Source organism: Acinetobacter sp. 766875 (genome assembly GCF_000582055.1).
GTDB classification, from domain to species: domain Bacteria; phylum Pseudomonadota; class Gammaproteobacteria; order Pseudomonadales; family Moraxellaceae; genus Acinetobacter; species Acinetobacter nosocomialis.
Map to the genome: position 1 here is coordinate 214,905 of NZ_JEXX01000003.1, position 25,008 is coordinate 239,912.

26 protein-coding genes and 1 pseudogene are annotated in these 25,008 nt (G+C 38.8%); 13 read left to right on the forward strand and 14 right to left on the reverse strand.

All coding sequences use genetic code 11. From position 1 onward, the window contains the following. Positions 1-2 precede the first annotated feature (2 nt). From adeI to J576_RS19555, 5 genes and pseudogenes are all read right to left on the reverse strand, one after another. Positions 3-1,253, reverse strand: a complete 1,251-nt coding sequence (gene adeI, locus J576_RS05105; RefSeq protein WP_002051558.1) for a multidrug efflux RND transporter periplasmic adaptor subunit AdeI — start codon at positions 1,251-1,253, stop codon at positions 3-5. 24 nt (positions 1,254-1,277) lie between these two features. Further along, positions 1,278-1,904 (reverse strand): phosphatase PAP2 family protein, encoded by a 627-nt coding sequence (locus J576_RS05110; protein WP_002051172.1) that lies wholly within the window; start codon positions 1,902-1,904, stop codon positions 1,278-1,280. A gap of 184 nt (positions 1,905-2,088) precedes the next feature. Continuing rightward, positions 2,089-4,149, reverse strand: a complete 2,061-nt coding sequence (locus J576_RS05115) for a site-specific recombinase (RefSeq protein ID WP_002051352.1) — start codon at positions 4,147-4,149, stop codon at positions 2,089-2,091. A gap of 14 nt (positions 4,150-4,163) precedes the next feature. Continuing rightward, positions 4,164-5,141 (reverse strand): All-trans-nonaprenyl-diphosphate synthase, encoded by a 978-nt coding sequence (gene sdsA, locus J576_RS05120; protein ID WP_002051259.1) that lies wholly within the window; start codon positions 5,139-5,141, stop codon positions 4,164-4,166. A gap of 46 nt (positions 5,142-5,187) precedes the next feature. Next, positions 5,188-5,487, reverse strand: a pseudogene (locus J576_RS19555) (hypothetical protein). A 96-nt stretch (positions 5,488-5,583) separates the two neighbouring features. Here J576_RS19555 and rplU point away from each other — a divergent pair. The 7 genes from rplU to J576_RS05155 all read left to right on the forward strand — a co-directional run bounded on the left by rplU (position 5,584) and on the right by J576_RS05155 (position 11,409). Further along, positions 5,584-5,895, forward strand: a complete 312-nt coding sequence (gene rplU, locus J576_RS05125; protein ID WP_000271409.1) for a 50S ribosomal protein L21 — start codon at positions 5,584-5,586, stop codon at positions 5,893-5,895. An 18-nt stretch (positions 5,896-5,913) separates the two neighbouring features. Then, positions 5,914-6,171 carry a 50S ribosomal protein L27 gene (gene rpmA, locus J576_RS05130; protein ID WP_000201632.1) on the forward strand — a complete coding sequence of 86 codons (258 nt, stop codon included), beginning with the start codon at positions 5,914-5,916 and terminating at the stop codon, positions 6,169-6,171. A 240-nt stretch (positions 6,172-6,411) separates the two neighbouring features. Then, entirely contained in the window at positions 6,412-7,107 is a 696-nt protein-coding gene (lolA, locus tag J576_RS05135; protein ID WP_002051355.1) for an outer membrane lipoprotein periplasmic chaperone LolA, read from the forward strand. A gap of 132 nt (positions 7,108-7,239) precedes the next feature. Beyond that, the gene (locus J576_RS05140) at positions 7,240-8,028 is read left to right on the forward strand and encodes an RsiV family protein (RefSeq protein ID WP_002051437.1); all 789 of its coding nucleotides are present in this window, start codon (positions 7,240-7,242) and stop codon (positions 8,026-8,028) included. A 118-nt stretch (positions 8,029-8,146) separates the two neighbouring features. Beyond that, complete coding sequence (serS, locus tag J576_RS05145) at positions 8,147-9,418, forward strand: serine--tRNA ligase (protein WP_002051529.1); 1,272 nt, start codon at positions 8,147-8,149, stop codon at positions 9,416-9,418. Between the two features lie 67 nt (positions 9,419-9,485). Beyond that, positions 9,486-10,859, forward strand: coding sequence for a siroheme synthase CysG (gene cysG, locus J576_RS05150; protein WP_002051284.1), 1,374 nt, complete (start codon positions 9,486-9,488; stop codon positions 10,857-10,859). Positions 10,860-10,935: 76 nt separating this feature from the next. Further along, a complete protein-coding gene (locus J576_RS05155) occupies positions 10,936-11,409 on the forward strand; it encodes a tRNA (cytidine(34)-2'-O)-methyltransferase (protein ID WP_002051239.1) in 474 nt (157 codons plus the stop codon). Positions 11,410-11,468: 59 nt separating this feature from the next. Here the strand turns inward: J576_RS05155 and J576_RS05160 are convergent, their stop codons facing one another. Then, a complete protein-coding gene (locus J576_RS05160; protein WP_002051473.1) occupies positions 11,469-11,849 on the reverse strand; it encodes a winged helix-turn-helix transcriptional regulator in 381 nt (126 codons plus the stop codon). A gap of 115 nt (positions 11,850-11,964) precedes the next feature. On the opposite strand from J576_RS05160, the gene J576_RS05165 reads away from it, so the two are divergent. Next, on the forward strand, positions 11,965-12,525 hold the full coding sequence (locus J576_RS05165) for a flavodoxin family protein (RefSeq protein ID WP_002051305.1): 561 nt from the start codon (positions 11,965-11,967) through the stop codon (positions 12,523-12,525). A 37-nt stretch (positions 12,526-12,562) separates the two neighbouring features. Here the strand turns inward: J576_RS05165 and J576_RS05170 are convergent, their stop codons facing one another. The 6 genes from J576_RS05170 to rpoD form a co-directional block, all read right to left on the reverse strand. Next, a complete protein-coding gene (locus tag J576_RS05170; protein WP_002051356.1) occupies positions 12,563-13,948 on the reverse strand; it encodes an APC family permease in 1,386 nt (461 codons plus the stop codon). Positions 13,949-14,213: 265 nt separating this feature from the next. Beyond that, on the reverse strand, positions 14,214-15,398 hold the full coding sequence (locus J576_RS05175) for an iron-containing alcohol dehydrogenase (protein WP_002051212.1): 1,185 nt from the start codon (positions 15,396-15,398) through the stop codon (positions 14,214-14,216). Between the two features lies 1 nt (position 15,399). Further along, positions 15,400-15,933, reverse strand: coding sequence for a hypothetical protein (locus J576_RS05180; RefSeq protein WP_002051257.1), 534 nt, complete (start codon positions 15,931-15,933; stop codon positions 15,400-15,402). An 80-nt stretch (positions 15,934-16,013) separates the two neighbouring features. Further along, positions 16,014-16,667, reverse strand: coding sequence for a lipoyl(octanoyl) transferase LipB (gene lipB / locus J576_RS05185; protein WP_002051434.1), 654 nt, complete (start codon positions 16,665-16,667; stop codon positions 16,014-16,016). A gap of 182 nt (positions 16,668-16,849) precedes the next feature. Further along, positions 16,850-17,137, reverse strand: coding sequence for a YbeD family protein (locus tag J576_RS05190; protein ID WP_002051390.1), 288 nt, complete (start codon positions 17,135-17,137; stop codon positions 16,850-16,852). A gap of 97 nt (positions 17,138-17,234) precedes the next feature. Further along, a complete protein-coding gene (gene rpoD / locus J576_RS05195; RefSeq protein ID WP_002051119.1) occupies positions 17,235-19,121 on the reverse strand; it encodes an RNA polymerase sigma factor RpoD in 1,887 nt (628 codons plus the stop codon). A gap of 358 nt (positions 19,122-19,479) precedes the next feature. On the opposite strand from rpoD, the gene J576_RS05200 reads away from it, so the two are divergent. Continuing rightward, a complete protein-coding gene (locus J576_RS05200; protein ID WP_000099358.1) occupies positions 19,480-19,686 on the forward strand; it encodes a PA3496 family putative envelope integrity protein in 207 nt (68 codons plus the stop codon). Positions 19,687-19,759: 73 nt separating this feature from the next. Continuing rightward, positions 19,760-20,284, forward strand: a complete 525-nt coding sequence (locus tag J576_RS05205; protein WP_002051300.1) for a YecA/YgfB family protein — start codon at positions 19,760-19,762, stop codon at positions 20,282-20,284. A 121-nt stretch (positions 20,285-20,405) separates the two neighbouring features. Here J576_RS05205 and trhO read toward each other — a convergent pair whose 3' ends face one another. After that, the gene (gene trhO, locus J576_RS05210; RefSeq protein ID WP_002051550.1) at positions 20,406-21,338 is read right to left on the reverse strand and encodes an oxygen-dependent tRNA uridine(34) hydroxylase TrhO; all 933 of its coding nucleotides are present in this window, start codon (positions 21,336-21,338) and stop codon (positions 20,406-20,408) included. Positions 21,339-21,449: 111 nt separating this feature from the next. Here trhO and J576_RS05215 point away from each other — a divergent pair, with 111 nt between their 5' ends. Next, complete coding sequence (locus J576_RS05215) at positions 21,450-21,935, forward strand: DUF1289 domain-containing protein (protein WP_002051256.1); 486 nt, start codon at positions 21,450-21,452, stop codon at positions 21,933-21,935. A 70-nt stretch (positions 21,936-22,005) separates the two neighbouring features. Here J576_RS05215 and gltA read toward each other — a convergent pair whose 3' ends face one another. Beyond that, positions 22,006-23,280, reverse strand: coding sequence for a citrate synthase (gene gltA / locus J576_RS05220; protein ID WP_002051444.1), 1,275 nt, complete (start codon positions 23,278-23,280; stop codon positions 22,006-22,008). Positions 23,281-24,232: 952 nt separating this feature from the next. On the opposite strand from gltA, the gene sdhC reads away from it, so the two are divergent. After that, on the forward strand, positions 24,233-24,634 hold the full coding sequence (gene sdhC / locus J576_RS05225) for a succinate dehydrogenase, cytochrome b556 subunit (RefSeq protein ID WP_006580405.1): 402 nt from the start codon (positions 24,233-24,235) through the stop codon (positions 24,632-24,634). Then, a complete protein-coding gene (gene sdhD / locus J576_RS05230) occupies positions 24,634-24,999 on the forward strand; it encodes a succinate dehydrogenase, hydrophobic membrane anchor protein (RefSeq protein WP_000833672.1) in 366 nt (121 codons plus the stop codon). Before sdhC ends, sdhD begins: the two co-directional genes overlap by 1 nt. Positions 25,000-25,008 lie beyond the last annotated feature (9 nt).

Below are 25,008 nucleotides of genomic sequence, written 5' to 3' on the forward strand. Positions count from 1 at the left end.
CCTTATGCATTTGAAGCTGCTTTCTGTTCTGCTTGAGGTTTACCTGATTGAGCCGGTTTCGCAGCATTTGGCGCTGCACCTTGAGGATTTGCTGGTTGAGCTTGATAAGGTTTTGCTGTTACTTGTTGCCCTTCTTTGACTTTGGCAACGCCATCAACAATGACTTTATCGCCAGCTTTTAAGCCGTTAGTCACAATCCAGTTTTGTCCTTGAACACCTGAGGTTTCAATTGGACGACTCTCAACAGCCCCTTTGGCATTAACAAGCATTGCTACAGCTTGACCTGTAGGTAAACGTGTAACCGCAGCTTGAGGAATCAGATAAGCGTTTGGAACAACACCCTGAACAATTTGTGCAGTGGTATACATACCCGGAAGCAATAAATGATTCGGGTTAGAGAATACGGCACGTAAAGTAATTGTTCCTGTATCTTGGTTTACAGAAGCGTCAGAGAAAGCAAGTTGGCCTTCGATCGGGTAGGTAGAACCATCTTCAAGCTTTAATTTTACTTTCGTATTGTTACTGTTGTTCAAACTGCCTTTACTTAATTGTTGACGTAAACGTAACAACTCAGCGCTAGACTGATTAATATCAACATAAATTGGATCTAACTGTTGAATCGTCACTAACGCATTAGTCTGATTTGCAGTAACTAAAGCCCCAGCCGTTACTGATGAACGTCCAGATTGTCCAGAAATAGGAGAGCGAATTGTAGAATAACCAAGATCTACATTTGCATTTGTTACTTGAGCCTTAGCTGCTGCAACTTGTGCTTCTGCAACATTAACTTGACCAAGTAAGTCATCATATTCCTGTTTAGACACAGCATTACTAGAAACAAGTTGTTTATAACGATTTAACTTGGTACGTAGTGAAGCTAGATTTGCCTGTTGTTGTAGGAGTGATGCTTTTGCATTTTCTAACGTTGCACGGTTCGTTCTAGAGTCGAGCTCATAGAGTGCCTGACCTTCACGAACATAACTTCCTTCAGCAAATAAGCGCTTTAAAATCACGCCACTTGTTTGAGGACGAACTTCAGAAATTTGATATGCTGAAGTACGGCCTGAAAGCTCAACGCTTTGTTCAACACTTTGTGGTTGAGCAACAATAACACCTACTTCTGCAGGCGGCATTTTCTGAGCAGCAGCAGCTTGCTGTTTCTCATCGGAGCCTTTGCTACAACCAACAAGTGCGATACTTGTTGCTAATGCGCAAGCAGTAAGGGCTGGTGCCCAAAGCTTAGCCGACATCATTGTTCCACCTCGTTTAGATAAAATCTAAAAATATATTTGTTTTCTACTTAACCTACTTTGTGTTTGTAATAACCAGAGCCAAAGCAGTGCAATCCAAATAAAACCAATGCCCCAACCAGCGAGTACGTCTGTTGGGAAATGAACTCCTGCATATATTCTTGAAAGCCCCATACACACAAACCAAAGACAGGAGATCAAAACAATATAAGGAGAGTTAATGTTGTGCTTACGGCATAACATAATCATTGCCAGACAAGCTAGTGTTGATGCATAAACACTATGTGCACTTGGGAACGATGCACCATAACTTTCAACAATATGATATGCCTCAGGAGGTCTAGGCCGGTTAACACACCATTTGAGCAGCCAACCAATGGTGATACTGCCAAAAACTCCCAAGCTAATGAAAATAACAGTAATATATTTTTTATACCATGCTAAATATACACATATTAGAAAGGATAAAAAACATACAAAAGGCATGCCGCCTATGCGTGCAAGAAAGGTGGTTATAGTATTAAGATAATCTAAACGATGGTGACTCAATGTTTGAACGGTGAGCAAGTCCAAAGATTGAAGACTTGGCACAAATAGACCAAGAATACCTAATCCTAAAAAAACGCAACCAATACAAAGCAATAGATAGGGCATATACACACCTTTGCTTATTCATGTAGTTTTCTGCTACTGAACGCCGTTGAAAGTGTACTTGCCAGTACACTTTTTTTCAAGCCTGATAGATCATCGTAAATTCATTTTGAAATTTTTTTAACATTTGGAAAAACAATCACAACAAAATTGACGGATATCACATTTTGTGTACAAAGCAAAACAGTTAGTGTTCTGCTTTTTTTCCACTATTGGCTTGGGCATTTTCTTCTAATTCTAAAGGCTGTTTTGGAGGCCAGAAGAAGTCGCTCGGACGTGTAAGAAAATGGGTCATGACCAGTTTAGCCAAAGGTTTCCATTGTTCAAAGCGAACTCGGCGTGCGCGTAAAGCCACAATAATCGTTAAAGTGAAACTCACAAATAAGTTCGTAAGACCGATACAGAGTACGCCTAAAAACGAAACAATAATCAAGCCAATATCTGGACTACCGTTTATGGTCATTAAACCTTGAATAAAGTTTGCTGATGCAAAGGCAATATGTCGAATATCTAGAGGTAAACCTAAAATAAAACCTATTGTTCCCATACTTCCTAGCATGACACCAAATAGAAAGTTACCCGCAAGTGCACCTAAATTACGTTCAATATATTCTGCAAAACGATTAAGACGTTCTTGTCCAAATAAATTGCGTAGTCGGCGATGAGCTTTTAAACGCGGTCCTACTTTTCGGTAAACTGCCATGTTATCGAAGTAACCAGCAATCAGGCCTGATAAAAACAAGCAGACTCCCGCAATTGCTGCGTGAGGAACAGCTAATGACGTAAAAGGATTTAAGCTATGTAATAAATAGGTTGCTTTGGTATGGGTTAATAAGGGCTCATCAAGATAGAACTGCCAAGCAAAGGTAATGAGGGCAGCGGTAGGAATCGCAATCGAGATATTCCCCAAAATAGCAATAAACTGAGTTCGAATAATATTGATAATAAGCGCTGCTAATTCTGCAATTTGTGCAGTTTTAGAACCTTTACGTTGCTGTACAGTTGCAGCGAGTGCAGCAGCGGTCATTGCTGGCTGTTTTGTTGCAACGGTAAAGTGCAATACGTGAATCAAAATAAAGCCAAGTGAATAGTTCATACTGAACGTAAAGGCTTGCATGAGTGGCGCCATCGTCATTCGTGCAGCAAGAATCTTTAATGTTGCCATACAGGCGATAATGACACCTGCACCGGCAGCGGCTTTATACATTCCCCAAAAGCCTTTAGTGTCTGTACTTACATAGTGCTCACCTGTACGGCTAGCATTTTCTGTGACTTGAAAGGCAATAAGCTCACTAGTCGTGCTAAGTAAAGAACGGACGCTTTTTTCACTATAATGAGCTTTAGTTAAGTCCGAAATTAAGTTTCCTAAAGAAACGTAACGTCCTTCGCTGTTATCAACAACCAAATAGAGCAATAATTCAATACGGTCTAAACATTGTTCAAGTAAGGACAATAGATATGTCAAACTTAAACTAACACCAATTCTTTTTGTGGCTCGACGTATCTTTAAAACGACATCCCGACATTGTTCCAACATTACAAATGCTTGAGATGCATCTGGAGGTACAGTTACCACAGTGTCATCTTGAGAAATATCTTGTTTTTTATATTTTTCGATAAACTCAATAATTTCACGGTTCTGTACTAAAAACGGCGACTCATATTCAGTTAGCTCAGGCTGAGCATTAATAAATTCAGGATAAAGCCCAATACCACTAATACGATAAGATAGAACCGTAATAGCCTTGATCATTTCTCGCTGAATGGCATGTTTTTCTTCAACATTACTATTACTTTGCCCAATTAGACCGAATAAGGTTGCCCAATCCTTGTCATCAACATTGTTTAACCAGATTGAATCACTTTCTAAATAGAAAATTTTTCCAATCAAAATTTTGAGTTGGCTTGCATCTTCAATAAGCGGTAGAAAATGGCCGCCAAGTCTTTGCCCAAGCTGGTTCCAGAAACCATCTAAAGACAAAATACCGCTATCTGCATATAAGCTCACTTGCTTATATTGATTAATTAAACGTAATAAAAAGGTTTGTAAAAGGGCAGGAGCGGTAGGAGTAAGTAATAAGCTGTCAATAAATGCTTGTATTTTTTGCTCTATCTCATTCGTATCGTGAGGATCGGATGGCCGTAAGGCATTGACTAAGTCAATGAGGATATTTTCGTCGATAACAGCTTGAGGGTTTTCAAGCTGTTTCTGGATTTTTAAAAAATGATCTGAAAAATTTATATGCATAGGCAAAATAATATCTACTGTATTCGATGTAATGCAAGCCGAGTGAGGTTAATCAATGCTTGGCGATAAGGTGTATCAGGCAAGATTGATAAGGCTTGCAGTGCTGCTTCTGTTTCTTCTTGGGCACGGCGCTGGCAATAATCTAAAGCACCAGACTTTTGCACAATTTCAATTACTCTGGTTAATTGGTCAACCCCACCTGTCGCAATACTACGACGAATAATAGCGTGCTCTTCACCAGTTGAATGTGCTAATGCTGAAATTAACGGTAAAGTCGGTTTACCTTCCATTAAATCATCACCAATATTTTTACCTAATGTTTCAGCATCTGAAGTGTAGTCTAAAATATCGTCAATAATTTGGAATGCATTTCCGAAATGACCGGCAAATAATCTTAAAGGTTCACGATAAGCTTCTTGTCCCGCCAAAATGGCAGCACCTTCAGTTGCAAGTTCAAATAAACGAGAAGTTTTCCCGTGAATAATTTTTAAATATGTTTCTTCGGTTGTATCTGGTTGATGCTGAGATTGAAGCTGTAATACCTCACCTTCTGCAATTTCACATGTACCTGTTGAGAAGTCTTTTAATAAGGTCATGTTGTTTAAATCAACCAATAAGTCAAAAGCACGGGCAATAAGGAAGTCACCCACTAGCACGGCAGTTTGATTATTCCATGTTGCGTTGGCAGTAGGGCGGCCACGGCGAAGACCTGATTCATCGACTACATCATCATGCACTAAAGTTGCGGTATGAAGCATTTCAATAATGGCAGCCAGACGCTGTGCATTTTGCATGTTGTCCAGACCACAAGCTCGTGCTGCAAGTAAGCACATGATTGGGCGCATACGTTTGCCGCCAGCTTCAACAACATGCTTACTGACCGACATGACCAAGCCGACTTTTGAGCTAATTCCTTCATTAATCAAGTGATCCATCGCAGCAAAGTCTGTAGCAACAGGAGCGAGAATGTCTTGCTTAAAATCGATGACCATATGAAGAAAAACCCCGTATTGGTGATAAGTGGCGTTAGTGTATCAATTAAAAGTGCATTAAACAGGGAAACAAGCAATTGATATGAATCATTTGTAGGTTCATGAAGAGTTCTTTGTTCTTTATTTCGGCAAAACGGTGTGTTTCCGACAAAACAATAAATTTTAATAACGTCAACATGAATACAGCTTGTTCTTGTTGCAAGTTGTGTTTGGAACTGTATTTTAAATTTCATTCAGAATCAATGAAAAGTACTAAATTCGAATTTAAGCTGTTTTTATTATGTAAGAATAGCGGTCTCTATTGCCCAGATAAAGATAAAGCACTTGTCGTTTGATCAAATTTCACTTAAAATCTGTCGCCTTGTATAACCCCAGTGGCGTTCGTTTTAAGATCGATATATCCCTTTATCGGCACGACGACACGGGCTGATTGGAGTACGTTATGTACGCAGTAATCCAAAGCGGTGGTAAACAGCACCGTGTAGTTGAGGGTGAAACCCTTAAAGTTGAATTATTGAAGGCTGAATCTGGCGCAACTATTACATTTGATGATGTATTAATGGTTGTAAACGGTGACAACATTCAAATCGGTGCTCCAGTTGTAGCTGGCGCTAAAGTAACTGCAGAAGTGATTGGTCATGGTCGTCACGACAAAATCCGCATTATCAAAATGCGTCGTCGTAAACACTACCGTAAGCAACAAGGTCACCGTCAATGGTTCACTGAGTTGAAAATTACTGGTATTTCAGGCTAATCACGAGGAGTAAGAGACATGGCAACTAAAAAAGCCGGTGGATCGACGAAGAACGGTCGTGATTCAAACCCAAAAATGTTAGGTGTTAAAGTTTACGGTGGTCAAACTGTAACTGCTGGTAACATCATCGTTCGTCAACGTGGTACAGAATTCCACGCTGGTGCAAATGTTGGTATGGGCCGTGACCATACTTTATTTGCTACTGCTGACGGCGTAGTAAAATTCGAAGTGAAAGGTCAATTTGGCCGTCGCTACGTAAAAGTTGAAACTGTTTAAGTTTTAGCTTAAGAAAAAGCCCACATTTTGTGGGCTTTTTTTATGGAATTTCATTAATTTTATCTTCATCATGATGAATGAAATTCTACAAACTATATGAACAACATAACAAAATATCTTATTTTCTCAATGATTAGCACAGAGTTTGTCGGTTAATATGAGTCTTGAATGAAGAGCTTGTTTGGCTGAGTTAAATTAAAAGCGAACAAGTTATCTTACAGCAACTAAAAAGGTGATGACATGAATATGCTTCGTAAAACCATGTGTGCTATTACACTCAGCGCCTCAGTGCTTGCTCCTGTAATGAGTACTACAGCGTTTGCTGCACCAGTAGCAGCACCGGAGCAACAGGCAATTGGGAACCTGGTAAATCAGTTATCAGGATTACAGCGTTTAACTGCTGATTTTGAACAAACAACCAAAGCAAATACAAAAGCTGTAGCACAGAAAAAAGGTCTAGGTGCTCAGCATATGAACCAGACATTTAAAGGTTCAATGAAAGTTGAACGTCCGGGGAAATTTTATTGGGAAACTGTGAGCCCGTCCAAACAAACTATTGTGACAAGTGGTAAAACAGTATGGATTTATGATCCTGATTTACAGCAAGCTGTACGTCAAAGCTTAGATTCGCAAGTAGCCGATACTCCAGCTTTATTGCTCTCTGGTAATACTAGTCAAATCATGAAGTCTTACCGAGTGACTCAGCCAGATAAATCTAAATTATATTTCACTTTATTCCCGAAAAAAGAAGATGGAGCTTTCCAAAGCTTAACTATTAGTTTTGGTGCCAACAAAGCACCTACGTTAATGGTATTACAAGATTCTTTAGGTCAAACCACTTACGTGAAATTTAATAATGTAAAAGTGAATGCCTCAATTCCAGCTTCAACTTTTAATTTTACACCACCAAAAGGCACAGATATTATTGATCAATAATTATTGTGCTTCGTTGAGAAAGCCACCTAAAAGGGTGGCTTTCTTTTTATATATCAATCCTAGATACATTTTTTAACCCCGTCTTATTCCTACGCTTTGTATAGTGATAAAACAGATTACACGGGGATTAACATGCGACTTTACGATAAGAAAATTATTTTCATTCTTCCTATGGTGGCTGCCATGGCGGCAGTAAGTGGTTGTCAGCCAAAATCTGCAGCTAAAGATGAGCAACCTGCATCTAGTGCTTCAGTAAAAGAACAAAAACAAGCAGAAGTTCCAGTGATTCAAGCAAAAGTAATTCCAGTAAAATTACCAAAATCTAAAGTTTGTCTTGAAGATGGCTGTACTGAATATGATTTTCAGACAGTACAAACCAACCAAAAATGGATTAATGATTATTTTACGAACCGTATAAAAAAAGCAGATCCGAATGCTTTTGCAAACTTGGCTGATAAACCTGTAGAGGTACCAGAAGGGGAGCCGAGCTCAAGTCAAAGTGCAATTTATGTCCGTTATTTGGGACAAAATTATAATCTTGCAACCTTTGCCTTACAGACATACTCATACTCTGCGGGTGCAGCACATGGCATGTCTCATCAAGAATTTGTAAATTTTGATTTATTAAATAAAAAACACATTACTGTTGCGGAACTCCTTAAGCCAGATGTTGAAAAGCAACTCGTTGACGCACTTTTTGATGCGAATACGAACTGGCTTCAAGACCACAATATTAGCCGTGAAAAACTGCAACTAAGTGATAATTACTATTATGGTGCCAATGGGATTGTTTTTGTCTATCCTGTCTATGAGTTAGCTTCTTATGCAGAAGGAATGACTGAATTAATACTGTCATATTCTGAGGCAGCCAAGTTCATTAAACCTGAGTATTTACCGAGTGTGCCAAACTACAACATGTAAAATATGAGGTCTCTTCTTAGAATTGTGTGAAAGCTATTCGATATGAAGATGATCACTATATTTTTTAGTGTTAAGGGCTTACACTATAGCCAGTTTTTTACCCATATTATGATTAATTATGATCGACCCTAAGTTACTCAGAAATAATATTGAAGTCGTTAATGCAGCTTTGGCAAAACGTGGTGTTCAGTTAGACGTTCAAGAATGGGCGTCTTTAGAGACTCGCCGTAAAGACTTGCAATCAAAAACTGAAAAGTTACAGGCAGAGCGAAATGCCGGTGCTAAACAAGTGGGTCAGATTAAAAAATCCGGTGGCGATGCTTCTGAAATCATGGCACGCATGCAGGCGATTGGTGATGAGATTAAAGCAGCTGAAGTTGCTTTATCAGAACTACAAAACAAGATTGAGCAAAAAGCACTTAGCATTCCAAACTTACCGGATGAATCTGTGCCAGCTGGTAAGGATGAGAGTGATAACGTTGAAATCTCAAAATGGGGTACACCTCGTCAGTTCGATTTTGAAATCAAAGATCATACTGATTTAGGCGAGTGGATGGGTGGACTAGAGTTTGAAACTGCGACCAAACTCACTGGTTCACGTTTCAGCGTATTGAAGGGGCCTTTAGCGCGTCTACAACGTGCTTTAACTCAGTTTATGCTTGATACCCATACTCTAAAGAATGGCTATACTGAAGCATACGTGCCTTATTTGGTTAATGCTGACTCACTTCGTGGGACAGGACAATTACCAAAATTTGAAGAAGATTTATTTAAACTTCAAGGTGAAAAAGAATACTACCTTATTCCTACAGCTGAAGTTCCAGTCACTAACTTTGTTCGTGATGAAATTATTGACGCAGAGCGTTTACCATTAAAATATGCAGCGCATACACCATGTTTCCGTAGTGAAGCTGGTTCTTATGGCCGTGATACACGTGGTTTAATCCGTCAGCACCAATTTGATAAAGTTGAAATGGTGCAAATCGTTAAACCAGAAACGTCTATGCAGGCCCTTGAAGAACTTACTGCACATGCTGAGGGCATTTTGCAGGCACTTGGTTTGCCATACCGCAAAATTTTGCTCTGTGGTGGTGATATGGGCTTTGGTGCGATGAAAACTTACGATCTAGAAGTATGGGTTCCAAGCCAAAATACATATCGTGAGATTTCAAGCTGCTCTAATATGGGTGATTTCCAAGCGCGTCGTATGAAAGCACGCTTCCGTATGGATCAGAAGAAGACTGAATTAGTGCATACGCTAAATGGTTCAGGTCTTGCAGTAGGACGTACTTTGCTTGCAGTAATGGAAAATTACCAACGTGAAGACGGCTCAATCGAGATTCCAGAAGTATTACGCCCATATATGGGTGGTGCAACTTTTATTGACTAAACTTTGCATCTAAATTGTGCACGTTTTTTGCTTAAACATAATCAGATGATTGATGTAGAGGTTTAAGGTGGATATTTTTCCAATCTCTTTGAAGTTGCAGCAGCAACGTTGTCTGATTGTGGGCGGAGGGCATATTGCTTTACGCAAGGCAACCTTATTAGCTAAGGCGGGGGCAATAATAGATATTGTTGCTCCTGAAATTGAAGAGCAGCTTCTGCAATTAGTAACAGCAATAAGCGGTCAGCATTTTGCTGAAGTTTTCTCTGAGAAGTTTTTAAGTACACCCTATCGTTTAGTCATTGCTGCGACTAACGATCCGCAAGTCAATAAAACAGTCTTTGAGCAATGTGAAGTACGTAATTTACTTGTAAACAGTGTTGACGATATTCCACATTGCCGCTTTATGGTTCCTGCGATTATTGACCGTTCACCTTTAGTGATTTCGGTTGCTTCAAATGGGACGTCTCCTGTTTTATCTCGTCAAATCCGTACACAGTTAGAGACATCCATTCCGCATGGAATGGGGAAGTTAGCGGAATTTTCTGGAAAATGGCGAAATCAGGTTAAAGAAAAAATTTCTAATCCTGATGAACGCCGTATTTTTTGGGAAAACTTGTATGCAAGTCCCTTAAAAGAGCAGGTTTTTAACGATAATCGTGATGTTGCAGATAGCATGCTTGAACAAGCATTGTTGGAGTGGAAAGCACCTAAAGGTGAAGTTTATTTGGTGGGTGCAGGTCCAGGTGATCCTGAACTGCTTACCTTAAAAGCTTTGCGTTTAATGCAACAAGCTGATGTAGTTATTTATGATCGTTTGGTATCTCAACCCATTTTAGAATTATGCCGTCGAGACTCGATAAAAATATATGTTGGTAAAGCTCGCTCAAATCATTCTGTTCCTCAAGACGGCATCAATGCTTTACTCGTTGAATATGCTCAACAAGGAAAGCGTGTTTGTCGTTTAAAAGGCGGTGATCCGTTTATTTTTGGGCGTGGTGGCGAAGAGATCCAAGAATTGTTCCAAGCTGGTGTACCATTTCAGGTGGTTCCAGGCATTACGGCAGCGTCAGGCTGTTCAGCTTATGCTGGTATTCCGCTCACTCATCGTGACTATGCTCAGAGTGTACGTTTTCTAACTGGTCATTTAAAAGAAGGTTCTCCTGAGCTTCCTTGGAATGAGCTGGTATATGAGAACCAGACTTTAGTTCTTTATATGGGCTTGGTGGGCTTGGAACGTATTTGTGAGCAACTGATTGCACACGGACAGCGTCCAGATATGCCAGTCGCATTAATTTCAAAGGGTACAACCCCTGAACAAAAGGTTGTGGTGGGGTCACTTGCTGATATTGCATCTAAAGTGACAGAACATCAAATTCATGCGCCGACTCTCACAATTATTGGTGAGGTCGTACGTTTGCGCGAACAGTTACAGTGGAATTAGTAGGCCAATTACTATCTACAAAAGAGATGTAACTATTGCCTAAGCTAACCAACAAGTAATTTAAGTGAGTAATTAAGTGATTCATGTTGTTCTATACGAGCCTGAAATCCCTGCAAACACAGGGAATATTATTCGACTATGCGCGAATACAGGGGCTCAATTGCATTTGGTTAAGCCTTTAGGTTTTGAGCTTGATGATAAAAAGCTTAAACGTGCGGGGCTTGATTATCATGAATGGGCAAGAATGCAGATTTGGGACAATATTGAAGCATGCCTCGCAGACTTAAAGTCAAAAGGTGTTGAGCATGTCTTTCCTCTAACGACGAAGGGTTCTGCAACTCCGCATACAGTTGATTTGAATCGACCTGTGGCTTTACTGATGGGGCCAGAAACACGCGGCTTGCCTGAGCATGTTCGCTTGATGTTCCCTCAAGAGCAGTGGATTCGGTTACCCATGGCTGAAAACTCTAGAAGTTTGAATTTGTCTAATGCAACTGCAGTGATTGTTTACGAAGCATGGCGTCAGCAAGGTTTTAAAAATTTAGGTTAGTTTCCTAAATACAAAAAATGAGGCCCTAGGTGGCCTTATTTTTTTGATCTAATTTTAATTTAAGCTTGTTCTAGTATTTTTTCGTCATACATGATTTGTGCTGCTAAAACTTGCTCAATGTTTGTTTCAGCCCATTCTTTTAACTGGAATGCCATTGAAGCGACATTTTGGCCTAATGGTGTAAGTGAATAGTCAACACGAATAGGTGAAGTGTCTTGAATCTTTCGTTCGATAAAGCCATCTCTTTCTAGCATTTTTAACTTTTGTGACAAGACTTTAGGTGAAATACCTTGAATGTTCTTTTTGAGTAAATTGAAATGCTGAGTTTCTTCCTCAAGAATATTTAAGATGAGTAAAACCCACTTATCTGCAATTTTTTCAAAAAATAAACGAGCAGGGCAATGTTGTTGAAAAATATTATATTTTAGACATTCACTCATACCATCTACCTACTTATTTCTAAAAAAATATACTAGTTACCATGTGGTAACTAATTGACACCTAGTTTCTAAAATATATCATAAAACAGAATTTAATAAAACACAGGTTTCTACCATGTCTAATTCTAATATTGCGGTTGTATATTTCTCTGGTTATGGCCACACGAAAGTAGTTGCTGAAACTTTTGCTAATGAAATTAATGCTCAACTTATCCAGATTGATCAGGAAGGTAATATTACTGAGCAAGATTGGGAAACATTAAACAATGCAAAAGGTATTGTTTTCGGTGCTCCGACTTACATGGGTACAGCACCATGGCAGTTTAAAAAATTTGCTGATGCAACTTCAAAAGTTTGGTTTACACGTGGTTGGGAAGATAAAGTATTTGCAGGCTTTACCAACAGTGCAAGTCTAAATGGTGATAAGCAAGTTACGCTTATCCAATTACAAACTTTAGCATCACAACACGGTGGTATTTGGGTGAGCTTGGGTCTGTTACCAGCAAATACTAAAAATGCAAAACGTGAAGATGTTAATAACCTAGGTGGTTCAGTAGGTTTACTTGTTCAGTCACCATCAGACGCAAGTGTAGATGAGATTCCAACAGGGGATTTGGAAACAGCAAAACTTTATGCAAAACGCGTACAAGGTATTGTAAATAAAATATTTGGATAATAAGTCCATAAAAAAGGCGCTTTAAGCGCCTTTTTTATTATTCATGCTCGTTGTGTTGAGGAGCATTGTATTTAAAGCCTTTGGTTTTGTAAGCAAGATAACCTACACCAACCACTGCCCAAGCCAAGCCGATTTGTAAAGCAAGCTTGTCGATCTCCAACCACATTAGGAACACGCTGGCAAAGCCAAGCGTTGGTACGATAATGTAATTAATAATATCTTTAATAGATTTGTTTTTACCATCTCTAAGCGCATAGCGCGAAATTACTGAGAAATTCACAAAACTAAAAGCAGTTAAGGCCCCGAAACTAATTAAGTTAACAATATGTTCAAGGTCTAAAAAGCCAGCAGATAATGCAACTATACCAACAATAAGAATGTTGTAAGTTGGTGTATGTAGTCTTGGGCTAATATGACCAAATAACTTTTTATTGATAACCCCATCACGACCCATTACATACATTAAGCGAGATACGCCAGCGTGTGCTGAAATACCCGATGCCATAACTGCAACTACAGCAAAATATAAAACTAACGTTTTAAAGGCAATACTGCCAATTGCTGCAACCATCACAGGTTGTGATTCATCTAATGGCTTAAAATAAGTATTTGGGTTACTTGGAAAATATAACTGGATAAAGTAAGTACTTATAATAAAGATGACACCAGCAAGCAATGCTGTTGAAAAAATCGCTTTTGGAAGTGTTCTTTCAGCATCTTTTGTTTCTTCGGCGAGTGAAGATAAAGCATCAAAACCTGTGAAAGAGAAACAAAGTACCGTTGCACCACCAATCAAAGCACTAATAGAAGTCATATCATTCCAAAAAGGAGTGAGTGACCATAATTCAGCTTTATCCGGATTTAGCGTACCATCGGCATATACACCTTGGGAAAGCAAGGTATACACTTGATAAACAAAGTAAAATATAACACCAAGTTGAATAACTACGATTGTACTGTTAAAACGAGCAACGAAACGTGCGCCGAATAAGTTAATAACAGTCATTAATGCAGTTAGGCCAATTACCCATAACCAATTATTTACTTCCGGAAACAATGCTCTTAAATAAATATCGGCCAAAATGATATTGACGAGTGGTGAAAGTAAATAGTCTAGCCAAGATGACCAACCCACCATAAAACCAACATTAGGGTGAATTGACTTTTGGGCATAGGTGTATGCTGACCCTGAAGAAGGATAGCGTTTGATCATGTGTCCATAACTGATCGACGTCAATAAAATTGCAACTAAGGCAAAAATATAAGAAGTAGGTACATGACCACCACTTCGTTCTGATACTAAACCAAAAGTATCAAATAAAGTTAATGGCTGAATATAAGCTAAACCAATAATAATGATGTGCCATAGCACAAGATTCTTTTGAAGTTTAGCTGTTGGTTTAGTCCCAGATAAGTTTGTCAACGGCGTTATCCTCATAATCGTTGATCAAGGATCAGCTTGGTGTTAAGGATCGTTTGAGACGAACGATCCCCCCTACATAAAAGATAAAGTGCGCCAATCTATCCTAAATTGATGCAAATTGTCAGTACTTTCGTGGAATTTTTAGCAAATTTTTTGCCATATTTCCAAATAAAATGATGAATAAAAATTCATAGATATAAAAAAGGTCTGATTTATCATAAAAATCAGACCTTTAAGTTTTTACTTGAGCTAGCTAAAACTTAAATTACCAAGCTTTTTGTAAGATCTCCCGGATATCTTTTAAGCTTGCTTCTTTAGGGTTGTAAATAATAGAGCCATCATTTAGTGCTTTTTCTGCAACTTCATCAAGTTGTGCTTCAGTAACCTTACCAGTTTCGCGCAAAGTACGTGGTAATTTAGTTAAACTAAATAAGCGATCACGCATCGCTAAAATAGTTGTAATTGCTCTATCTGCACGTTGGGTTGCTGGAGTTTGTGCATAGATATCTGCACCAGCTAGAGGTAATAGTAACTCACCAATTTTCTGACCATTGACTTGTTTGTTGTATTCAAGCACATATGGTAAGAATAGGTTCATACATAAACCGTGGGGCAGGTGAGCAACTGCACCTAATGCATGCCCTAATGAGTGTACAAGGCCTACCATCGAGTTAGAAAATGCAATACCTGCCATTGTGGAAGCTTGTGCGAGTTCTAAACGGCCTTGTGAGTCATTTGGATTTTCTAAAACGTTAAATAAATTTTCACTAATCTTTTTAATACCCGCACTTGCATAAGCATCACTGAGTGGATTAGCTGCCATGCAGGTGTATGCTTCCACACAGTGTGTTAACGCATCCATACCAGTCATTGCCGTCAAGTGAGGTGGCAAAGTCAATGTCATGCGTGGATCTAAGATTGCAGCATGTGGCATTAAATAATATGAAGCAAATGCCAATTTCACATTCTTTTGTGTGTCAGAAACCACAGCAACCATAGTCACTTCTGAACCTGTACCTGAAGTGGTCGGAATCACAAAAAATGGCTTTAATGGTTTTGGTAAGTTATGAGCACCAGAATATTGAAGAAGGTCATTTCCACCTTCAGAGACTAAAATATTGGTTGCTTTAGAGGTATCAATAACAGAGCCACCGCCAACAGCAATAATCGCGTCACACTTATTTGTGCGATAAGCTTCTGCTGCAAGGCGAACGACTTCAAGACTTGAGTCTGGTGGAACATCATCAAAAACATGACCAATCACAGCATCAGTCGTACTAAAAGCAGCTTCAATAGGGTTGAGTAAGCCATTCGCGCGAACGCCTTTATCGGTAATGATAAGAGGACGCTTTGCACCCAAAGTCGCGAGTTCAAACGGAATATGTTCTAAAGCAGCATTACCGGCAATGATTTTTACAGGACAAAAGAATTCGTAATATGGTTTAGCCATGTTATGCGCTCCGCTTGAAGTAAGACTTAGCTACTTTTAAATAAATATTTGCAGCTTCGTTGAATTTTTCTTTTAGGGTGAGTTCGGTTGGGTATTCTTTAACTGCGAGTGAAGCTACCAATTTCGGTAAAATGAGAGATTCCATTTTGTTTAGGCAGCGTACTAGACGAATTGCTGCGGATACATCACCATCGGCAATCATTCGATCGTTTGCAAATGCTTGAGCAGTGCTTTCCTGAAATGAGAAAACCAAAAATGCATGAGTTACATGCTTAAATGTAATGGTTAAATCAGGTTTTTTTTCCGCTCTTTTTAGCAGCTCTAATTGTTTGTTCTCTGTCACTCGGGCAAAAAATGCTGGTCCATTTGGGAAGACATTCATTGAAAGTACAAAGTGAACAGGAAATTTGGACACTTCCTCTTGTATTTCACTATCTACTTGACTCGCCATGACTAAGCCACGACCAACAACATCCATCATGAGCTTAACGTAGGCAAGTTGCAGAGTGGGCTTTACAGCTTTTGTCGAAATCACTTGCTATCCCTTCTTAAAATTATGCAAAAGCAAATTTAGAGTAATTACTCTAATCTATTTTTATTCCATCTCAAAATCATTTATTCAATTTTGACTTCAGGGTCATTAAAGAGCCCAGAGGCCTTAATATACTCAATAAAGTCCTGACAAAGTTGCTCAAATGATGGATATGGAGTCACTAAATCTTTTATGCGGACCATTTCTAACCCTGCATAACCACAAGGGTTAATAGTTTGAAAACCAGTTAGAGCACAGTCCAAGTTTAGGGCTAAACCGTGATAACTACGTCCACGGCGAATTTTGAAACCTAAGGAACCAATTTTTCTATCATTTACATATACGCCTGGAGCATCAGGTTTTGCATATGCTTCAATATTATATTTCTTTAAAACATCAATCATAAATTGTTCAGCAAAACTAACCAATGTACGTACATTCCACTTTAGCCGATTAAGATCAAACATAAAGTAAGCAACCAGTTGGCCTGGTCCATGCCATGTCACTTGTCCACCACGATCAGTTTGAACTATAGGAATATTGGATGGAATTAGAATATGTTCTGGTTTTCCAGCTTGACCTTGAGTTAATACTTCGTGATGCTGGAGCAACCATAGCTCGTCGGGTGTATTTTCATCACGTTGATTGGTCAGGTTCTTCATCAATTCGAATTTGCTTTGATAATCTTGTAAATCGTTCCACTGACGAATAATCAAAGTGGGTTTATCAAGGCTCATTAAACATTTTCCTGTGCGACGTACTAAACAGAAGGGCAGCTCACAACATTAAGTCATGAGAGTATGCTCTTGATGAGTTTAAAGTATTTTGCTTAAACGGTTCTAAATATTTGTGATTATTTATAATAAGGTTGTTATAAATAAAAATGCCATGACATTAAAGTTGTCATGGCATCTTAAAATTAAAGTGCAGTTCTTATTTGCGGACAAGCAGCCAAGTCTGCATACAAAGCATGAACTTGTTCCAATTCATCAAAGCGTAATTGTGCGGTTAATGAATGGTATTTGCCTGTACGAGATTCTTGTACTTTTAACGTTGATTGGTCAAAGTCAGGGAAATGTTTTACTAGAATATCAACTACAGCTATACGTAATTCTTCACCCGCATCGCCAATGAGTTTAATTGGATAGTCCATTGGAAATACCCAAAGGTCTTCACGGAGTTCGCGAGATGGAGTGCGGTCTAACATAAGTAACCTCATCATGTGAAACGCCTGCATCATCGCAGGCGTTTGTAGCTCTTTCTATTAAATGGGGACTAGTGTCGAAATTTCAAGACTTCAAAACTTAGTCATTCTCTAAGAAAGAACGCAAGTGTTCAGAACGAGAAGGGTGACGTAATTTACGTAATGCTTTCGCCTCGATTTGACGAATACGTTCACGTGTTACATCAAACTGTTTACCCACTTCTTCTAAAGTATGATCTGTTGGCATATCGATACCAAAACGCATTTTCAATACTTTAGCTTCACGTTCAGTTAAGTTTTCTAGAACTTCACGAGTTGCTTCTTTTAAGCCTTCTGAAGTCGCAGCATCAATTGGAGAAGTGATGTTCTGGTCTTCAATAAAGTCCCCAAGATGCGAATCTTCATCATCACCGATTGGAGTTTCCATTGAAATTGGTTCTTTAGCAATTTTAAGAACCTTACGAACTTTGACCTCATCCATTTCTAAACGTTCACCTAACTCTTCTGGAGTAGGTTCACGGCCCATTTCCTGTAACAATTGACGAGAGACACGGTTAATCTTGTTAATCGTTTCAATCATATGTACAGGAATACGAATTGTACGTGCTTGGTCTGCAATAGAACGGGTAATTGCCTGACGAATCCACCAAGTTGCATAAGTCGAGAATTTATAACCACGACGGTATTCAAACTTGTCTACAGCTTTCATCAAGCCAATGTTCCCTTCTTGAATCAAGTCAAGGAACTGTAAACCACGGTTGGTGTATTTTTTCGCAATCGAAATTACCAAACGAAGGTTAGCTTCTACCATTTCTTTTTTCGCACGACGTGCTTTGGCTTCACCAATCGCCATACGTTTAGAAATATCTTTAATTTCAGCAACGCTTAAATTAAGTTCTTTCTCAATATCTGCAATCTTTTGCTGGAATGCTAAGACATCTGGACGAACTTTTTCTAAATGAGCTTTGATTTCTGCAGGAGCTTTAGCAATTTGTTCATCTAACCAAGCTGGATTAGATTCTTGTTTAGGGAAAGATGTACGGAATTGAGTACGATCCATACGGCCACGACGCACTGCATAACGCATAATTTCACGTTCGTTGGCACGGATTTGCTCGTGAGTTCCGCGAATCATTTCTGAAATGATGTCAAATAAACGTGGAGTAAATTTAAACATCATGAATACAGTTGCTAAAGACTCAAGAGCTTCATTTGCTTCAGGGCTATTACGGCCATGTTTTTCAATCACAGCTTTAGTTTGAGCCCATGCAGCTTCTAACTCAGCAAAACGAACTTTTGCAACTTCAGGGTCTGGGCCTGAATCGCCTTCAGAGTCATCATCACCTTCAGACTCTTCTTCTTCATCGTCATCATCAAGCTTAACTTCTTTCGTTGACTTTGTAGATGATTCGTCTTCTTCCGCAAGCTCTTCAACTTCTTCTAAAACTTCAGGAATATCTTCATCAGTTTCAGGATCGAGGTAGCCAGATAAAATATCGGCAAGACGGCGTTCGCCAGTTAAAAAATCATTATATTCTTTTAATACAACTTCAACAGCATTTGGCCAGTAAGCGATTGAGTTTAGGACATCACGAATCCCTTCTTCAATGCGTTTAGCAATGCTGATTTCACCTTCACGGGTTAATAGTTCTACTGTACCCATTTCACGCATGTACATACGTACAGGGTCTGTCGTACGTCCAGGCTCATTTTCAACAGATGCAAGTACGGCAGCAGCTTCTTCTTCAGCAACTTCATCAGTTGCGTCAGCTGATTCGCCGAACATGGTATCGTCAGATTCAGGTGCACGCTCGTGTACAGGAATACCAACGTCTTGAAGCATCTGGATGATGTCTTCAATCTGTTCGCTTTCAGTAATCGAGTCCGGCAGATGATCGTTAACCTCAGCGTAAGTTAAGTAACCTTGTTCTTTGCCTCGGCTAATCAGAGCCGCTACTTGAGAAGTAGGGGAATGCATATCGCTCATCTTTGCTTACTCTTTGTTGAATCTGTGGCAGTGAAAAACCGTGCATGATAGCACAATTTGCTTGAAATGTTTCGGCTTTGATCGGTGACCGTTAAATAAAAAATATCTTTGAATTCACGACTATTTTTTGAATATTGGGCTAAAATCATTTTTTTCAAGTTTAAATCATAGAAAAATTTGTAGAAATCTTCGATTATCAAAAGACTGTGCTGTTTTATAAATACACAATTTTTTGGGCGAAAAAAAGTACAAATGAGCAATTAAATGAAAAAAATATAAATAAAACTTGACAAGGAAAAGTAAGACAGATAAATAGCGGCTAGACCCATTCACATTTTTTCATTATGAGGTAGTTTTAGTGTCTTCTACAGATTTTGAACTAGATGATAACTACGGCGATGATGATGATGTCGGTTTTGATGAGTCATCAGGCAAAATCAGTGCAAAAGAATCGTTGGAAAAACGTAGATTAATTGATGATCTATTGGCACAGCGCCGTTTAGAGCGTGAGTTAAAAGATTTCGATTATGATTTAGACGATGATGATCTTGATGATGAAGACTAATCAAAACTAAATAGGGCATCGTCGGCTTAAGTGCTATGCTATCGTCAATTTCTTTTTAAAGTCAGGTAACACAATGAGTGCATTAGATTTAGACCAGTTAAGTGAATATCTAGATGGAGACCACAATGAGTATGGTTTAGACTTTGCTGCAACTCATGGTTTTTTGTGTGCAATTGCAGTAGGCCCTCAGTTTGACCACTGGTTAGATGAATTATTCGAAGGTAACCAGAAAAAGGTTCCGGCAGAAATTATTCAGCAAATCAAGGTTTGGCTAGAGTCGATTCGTCAAGATTTAGCAAATGAAAATGGGATTGAATTTCCATTTGAAGTTGAAGAAGCTGATGTTGAATCAAGCCTAGGCGATTGGAGTGTAGGGTTTGTTGATGCAATGTTCTTAAATGAAGAGGCATGGTTTGCTCCTGAGTATGAAGAACAATTGGTTGATTTGACTTTACCGATCATGGTTTTTAGTGGAATTGATGAAGAAGATCCACAAATGGAGTCTTTCCGTCGCAATGGACAGTTAATGGATGAACTGGCAGAAGAAATTCCAGATAATTTGAATGAATTATATTTGATGTACCATACTCCAAATTAATTTATTAGAAGAAATAATAAATAACGTCCTTTCTAGGGCGTTTTTTATTATTAGCACTTATTTAGGAGAAACAAAAAAGGCATTTAGAAAACTAAATGCCTTTTGAAGTTACTTTTTAATTTTATAGGCGTTTACGCTTAGCAGCAGCAATTTGTGACTGGCGCATACGGAAACCGGCTTTTTGTTTCTCTGTCGTTTTATCGATGCAATATACGCAAGAAACACCATGTTCATAGCTTGGTAGAGCTGATTCTTCAGGAGTTAAAGGCCAGCCACAAGCATGACATTTAATGTTTGCGCCTTCTTCGACACCATGAGTTACCGCAGTACGTCCGTCAAATACGAAACATTCACCTTCCCAAAGACTTTCATCAGCTGGTGTTTCTTCTAAATATTTGAGAATACCGCCTTTTAGGTGATAAACCTCTTTAAATCCTTCTTGAAGAAGTAAAGAAGTTGATTTTTCACAACGAATACCACCAGTACAGAACATCGCAATTTTTTTATCTTTATGCTGTTCTAATTCTTTTTTAACGTACTCAGGAAATTCGCGGAATGTTTCTGTTTTAGGGTCAATTGCACCTTTGAAAGTACCGGCTTTGTATTCATAGTCATTACGTGTGTCGATTAAGATGACATCATCGCGTGCAATAAGCTCATTCCATTCTTTAGGATCAAGATAGTGACCAACTAAATCACGAGGTTTTACTTCTACGCCTAAAGTCACAATTTCTTTTTTAAGCTTAATTTTCATTTTACGGAAAGGTTTGTCAGAGCTATGGGATTCTTTATATTCCATAGCATTGAAGCCTTCATTTAATAAAAATTGATGAATTGTATCAATTGCCTCACGGTCTCCTGCAACCGTACCATTAATTCCTTCACCTGCTACAATCAGAGTTCCGCAAAGGTTAATTGTTTTCACTAAGTCTAAAAGACGTTGTTGAAGATCGGCCGGATCTTGAACTTCTTTAAATTGATATAGTGCTGCAACAACCCAACCCGCGGTCGCTTGCTGTTCTACAGGTGCAAGCTGTTCTACAGTAGCGTTCATGGAATACTCCAAATGTATTAAGATAGAAATTTAAGGCGCGTATTTTAGCGCGAAAATTTGTAATAAGCGAGAAAACCATAAAAAGTATATGGTTTATTTAAGGAGTTTGTTTTGAGTAATGATCATCGAACGCTCTCTCTCACCCCATGTGCAGGGCGTTGTTCAACAGTTTTTGGTGATCAAGTATGTCGTGGTTGTCGCCGTTTTAACCATGAAGTAATTCAATGGAATACTTATACAGTAGAGCAGCGTTTGGCTGTATGGAAGCGCTTAGATGATCAATTAGACCAGATTTTGGTGCCTATGTTGCCACAGGCAAATATCCAGCATGTGGAAGGGTTTATATTAAGTAAGCGTGTTCGGTTAATGGAAGGGGCGAGTAAAGGCCGTAAACTCTATCATGCCTTAAAAATATGTGAAAAAAATAAGCATCTTGCATCTGAAAGTGGTTTGGGTATTTCAGAAGCACAAGTTAAAGACATATGGACTGAATTTGAAAGACGTGTCTTGGCTTTGGCTAAAGCAAGTTATGAGCTGGCTTGGTTAAGAGCTGATGGTATTAGTCATCACTTGTTAAATATGTTTGAAGAAGAATAACTTTTAAAAAACTTATTTATAAAAAAAGCTGCCATTAGGCAGCTTTTTTACATTAATGTTCTTTCGAATATTAACGCTTGATGTCACGTTGCACTTCACCAGTGTAAAGCTGACGTGGACGACCAATTTTGTAAGGGCCGCTGTGCATTTCTAACCAGTGGCTGATCCAGCCAACTGTACGTGCAAGAGCGAAGATAACAGTAAACATTTCTGTTGGGATACCAATCGCTTTAAGGATGATACCAGAGTAGAAGTCTACGTTAGGGTAAAGTTTACGTTCAACAAAGTACGGGTCGTTCAATGCAATACGTTCAAGTTCCATAGCAAGCGCTAATTGAGGATCGTTGATACCTAATGCTTCAAGAACTTCGTCACAAGTTTGCTTCATCACTTTAGCACGTGGGTCGAAGTTTTTGTAAACGCGGTGACCGAAGCCCATAAGTTTAACTTCTTTGCGTTTAACTTTTTCCATGAACTCAGCAACATTTTCAACGCTACCGATTTCATCAAGCATTTTAAGAACTGCTTCGTTCGCGCCACCGTGTGCAGGTCCCCAAAGAGCAGAGATACCAGCAGAGATACACGCATATGGATTCGCACCAGTAGAACCAGCAAGACGAACTGTAGACGTAGAAGCGTTTTGTTCGTGGTCAGCATGAAGCGTGAAAATACGATCCATTGCACGCGCAAGAACAGGGTTTACTTTGTAGTCACGGTCTGCAGGAGTTGCAAACATCATGTGTAAGAAGTTTTCCGCGTAATTTAAGTCGTTACGTGGATAGATGAATGGCTGGCCTACAGTATATTTGTAGCTCCAAGCAGCAAGCGTTGGAATTTTAGCAATCAAACGAATCGCGGTAATTTCGCGGTGGTTGATGTCTTCAATGTCAAGGTTGTTGTGATAGAACGCAGATAATGCGCCAACTACACCAACCATGATTGCCATAGGGTGTGCGTCACGACGGAAACCATTGAAGAAACGGCTAACTTGATCGTGAACCATAGTGTGAGTACGAACTTTCGCATCGAACTCAACTTTTTGTTCAGCGGTTGGTAACTCACCATTTAATAATAAATAACAAGTTTCAAGGTAGTCTGCTTGAGTCGCTAACTGGTCAATCGGGTAACCGCGGTGTAATAAAATACCTTTGTCACCATCGATAAATGTGATTTTAGACTCGCATGAAGCTGTCGCCATAAAACCAGGATCAAAAGTAAAGTGACCTGAGGCCAATACATCTTTAACGTCGATTACATCGGGACCTAATGTGCCACTGTAAATTGGTAATTCAATTTCTTTGCCATCAAGATGTAATACGGCTTTTTTGCCAGTTGCTTCAGACATTCAATAGATCTCCTGTCCTGGTGAATGATTATCTGACTCGAAATCCTAATTTTCTCATGTGCGAATCAGACGGTGTCAAAATTTGCTATAAGATTAGTGAGTACTGAAATTTTGTCAATTATACTTATGGATAAAAAATGACGTTCCCACAGAGAGTTAGTCATCAAGACCCGAGCAAAAAAGTCAGTAAAATCACTGCATCGGGATGGTATCATAAGTCAATTCAAGAAGAACGTGCAGAAAAAAAATGAAGCGTGAGTACAATTGTAAGCAAATTTTTAAATTAGAATTAAGAATCAGACGTGGTCATAAAATGCCAATCCGCTTAAAAAAATCATAAAACTCAGTCTGTAATTTTAAATTGCGATTCAAAAATTGCCTAATTATCACTATTTGATAATTCCAAAAGTTGTACTTTTTTTAAGTTTAATTGTTTAAAAAATAGCTTGTTGAACATCTTTAAAAATTTAAAACTCTTTTTTGTAAAAATACTACTCACTGTTAAGTGTCAAGTAGCTCTTTATTACATTTAAGGTAAATGATGGTATTAGATATTTTTAAAATAAAAATGATTAAAATTAGTATGTAACGGTAAATTTGGTTTATGATTTTGATTAGGCTTGATGAATTATTAACTTTATCTTTAGTCTAAAACTCACTTATTTTAAATAAAGCAGTAGAAAAGATATTTTTTATAAAAGATGTTGTTAAACAAGCACATGTTTTGTTTAGTCTTAAATTTTGGATAGGGAAGACTACTGTTTGGCTGTGTGAATGATTCTTATTTAATGAGTTTTTGCGGAAAAGGCAAAGTGGATTGTTTGTATTTTGATATTTCGCGTTTTATAATTCAGTGTCGTTTATAGGTTAGGCATGAGCTGTGCTTGCCTAACAATGCCAGCTTTCCTTGGAATTAATTCAACAAACTCCGGTCGGAGTTTCTACCTACAGGATGCCCGCTGTGAAAAGCAACAGACCTGTCAATTTGTCCATGGGTCAGGTGTTAGCGGTAAATTTACGCTCACCCGTGGCTATTGCATCAATTTTACACCGTTTATCAGGTGTCATCGTTTTCTTATTAGTACCAGTTCTCTTATGGATTCTAGATAAATCATTATCTTCACCAGAAGGATTTGACTACGTTAAAAATGTCGTTTTCGGAAATATCCTTGTACGTTTTATCGTTTGGGTATTTGTAGCCGGCTTAATTTTCCACTTTATTGCTGGGGTTAAGCATTTGCTTGCAGATCTAGGTTTTGCTGAAGAACTGCAAAGCGGTCGTATTGCAGCGACAATTTCATTGATCTTATCTGTGGTAGCCATTATCGCAGCCTTTGTATGGATTATGTTCTAATGAAAAGTGCTACAGGTTTAACAGGTTCAGGTTCTCGTGATTGGTTTATCCAGCGTGTAAGTGCTGTGGTATTGGCAGCTTATACTGTTGTTCTTTTTGGTTGGATTCTCTGCAAAGGCGGATTTGACTATCAACAATGGGCTGGCTTCATGATGACATTACCAATGAAGATTTTCTCTTTATTGGCAATTTTGTCGCTTATCGCACACGCATGGATTGGTATGTGGCAAGTTTTCACTGACTATGTCACTACTCGTCAAATGGGTCCTTCAGCGAAAGGTTTACGCCTTGTACTGACTACGGCTGTCATTATTGCAGTGTTTGTGTACGCAATCTGGGGTATCCAGATTTTCTGGGCGAATTGATAGGAAGAT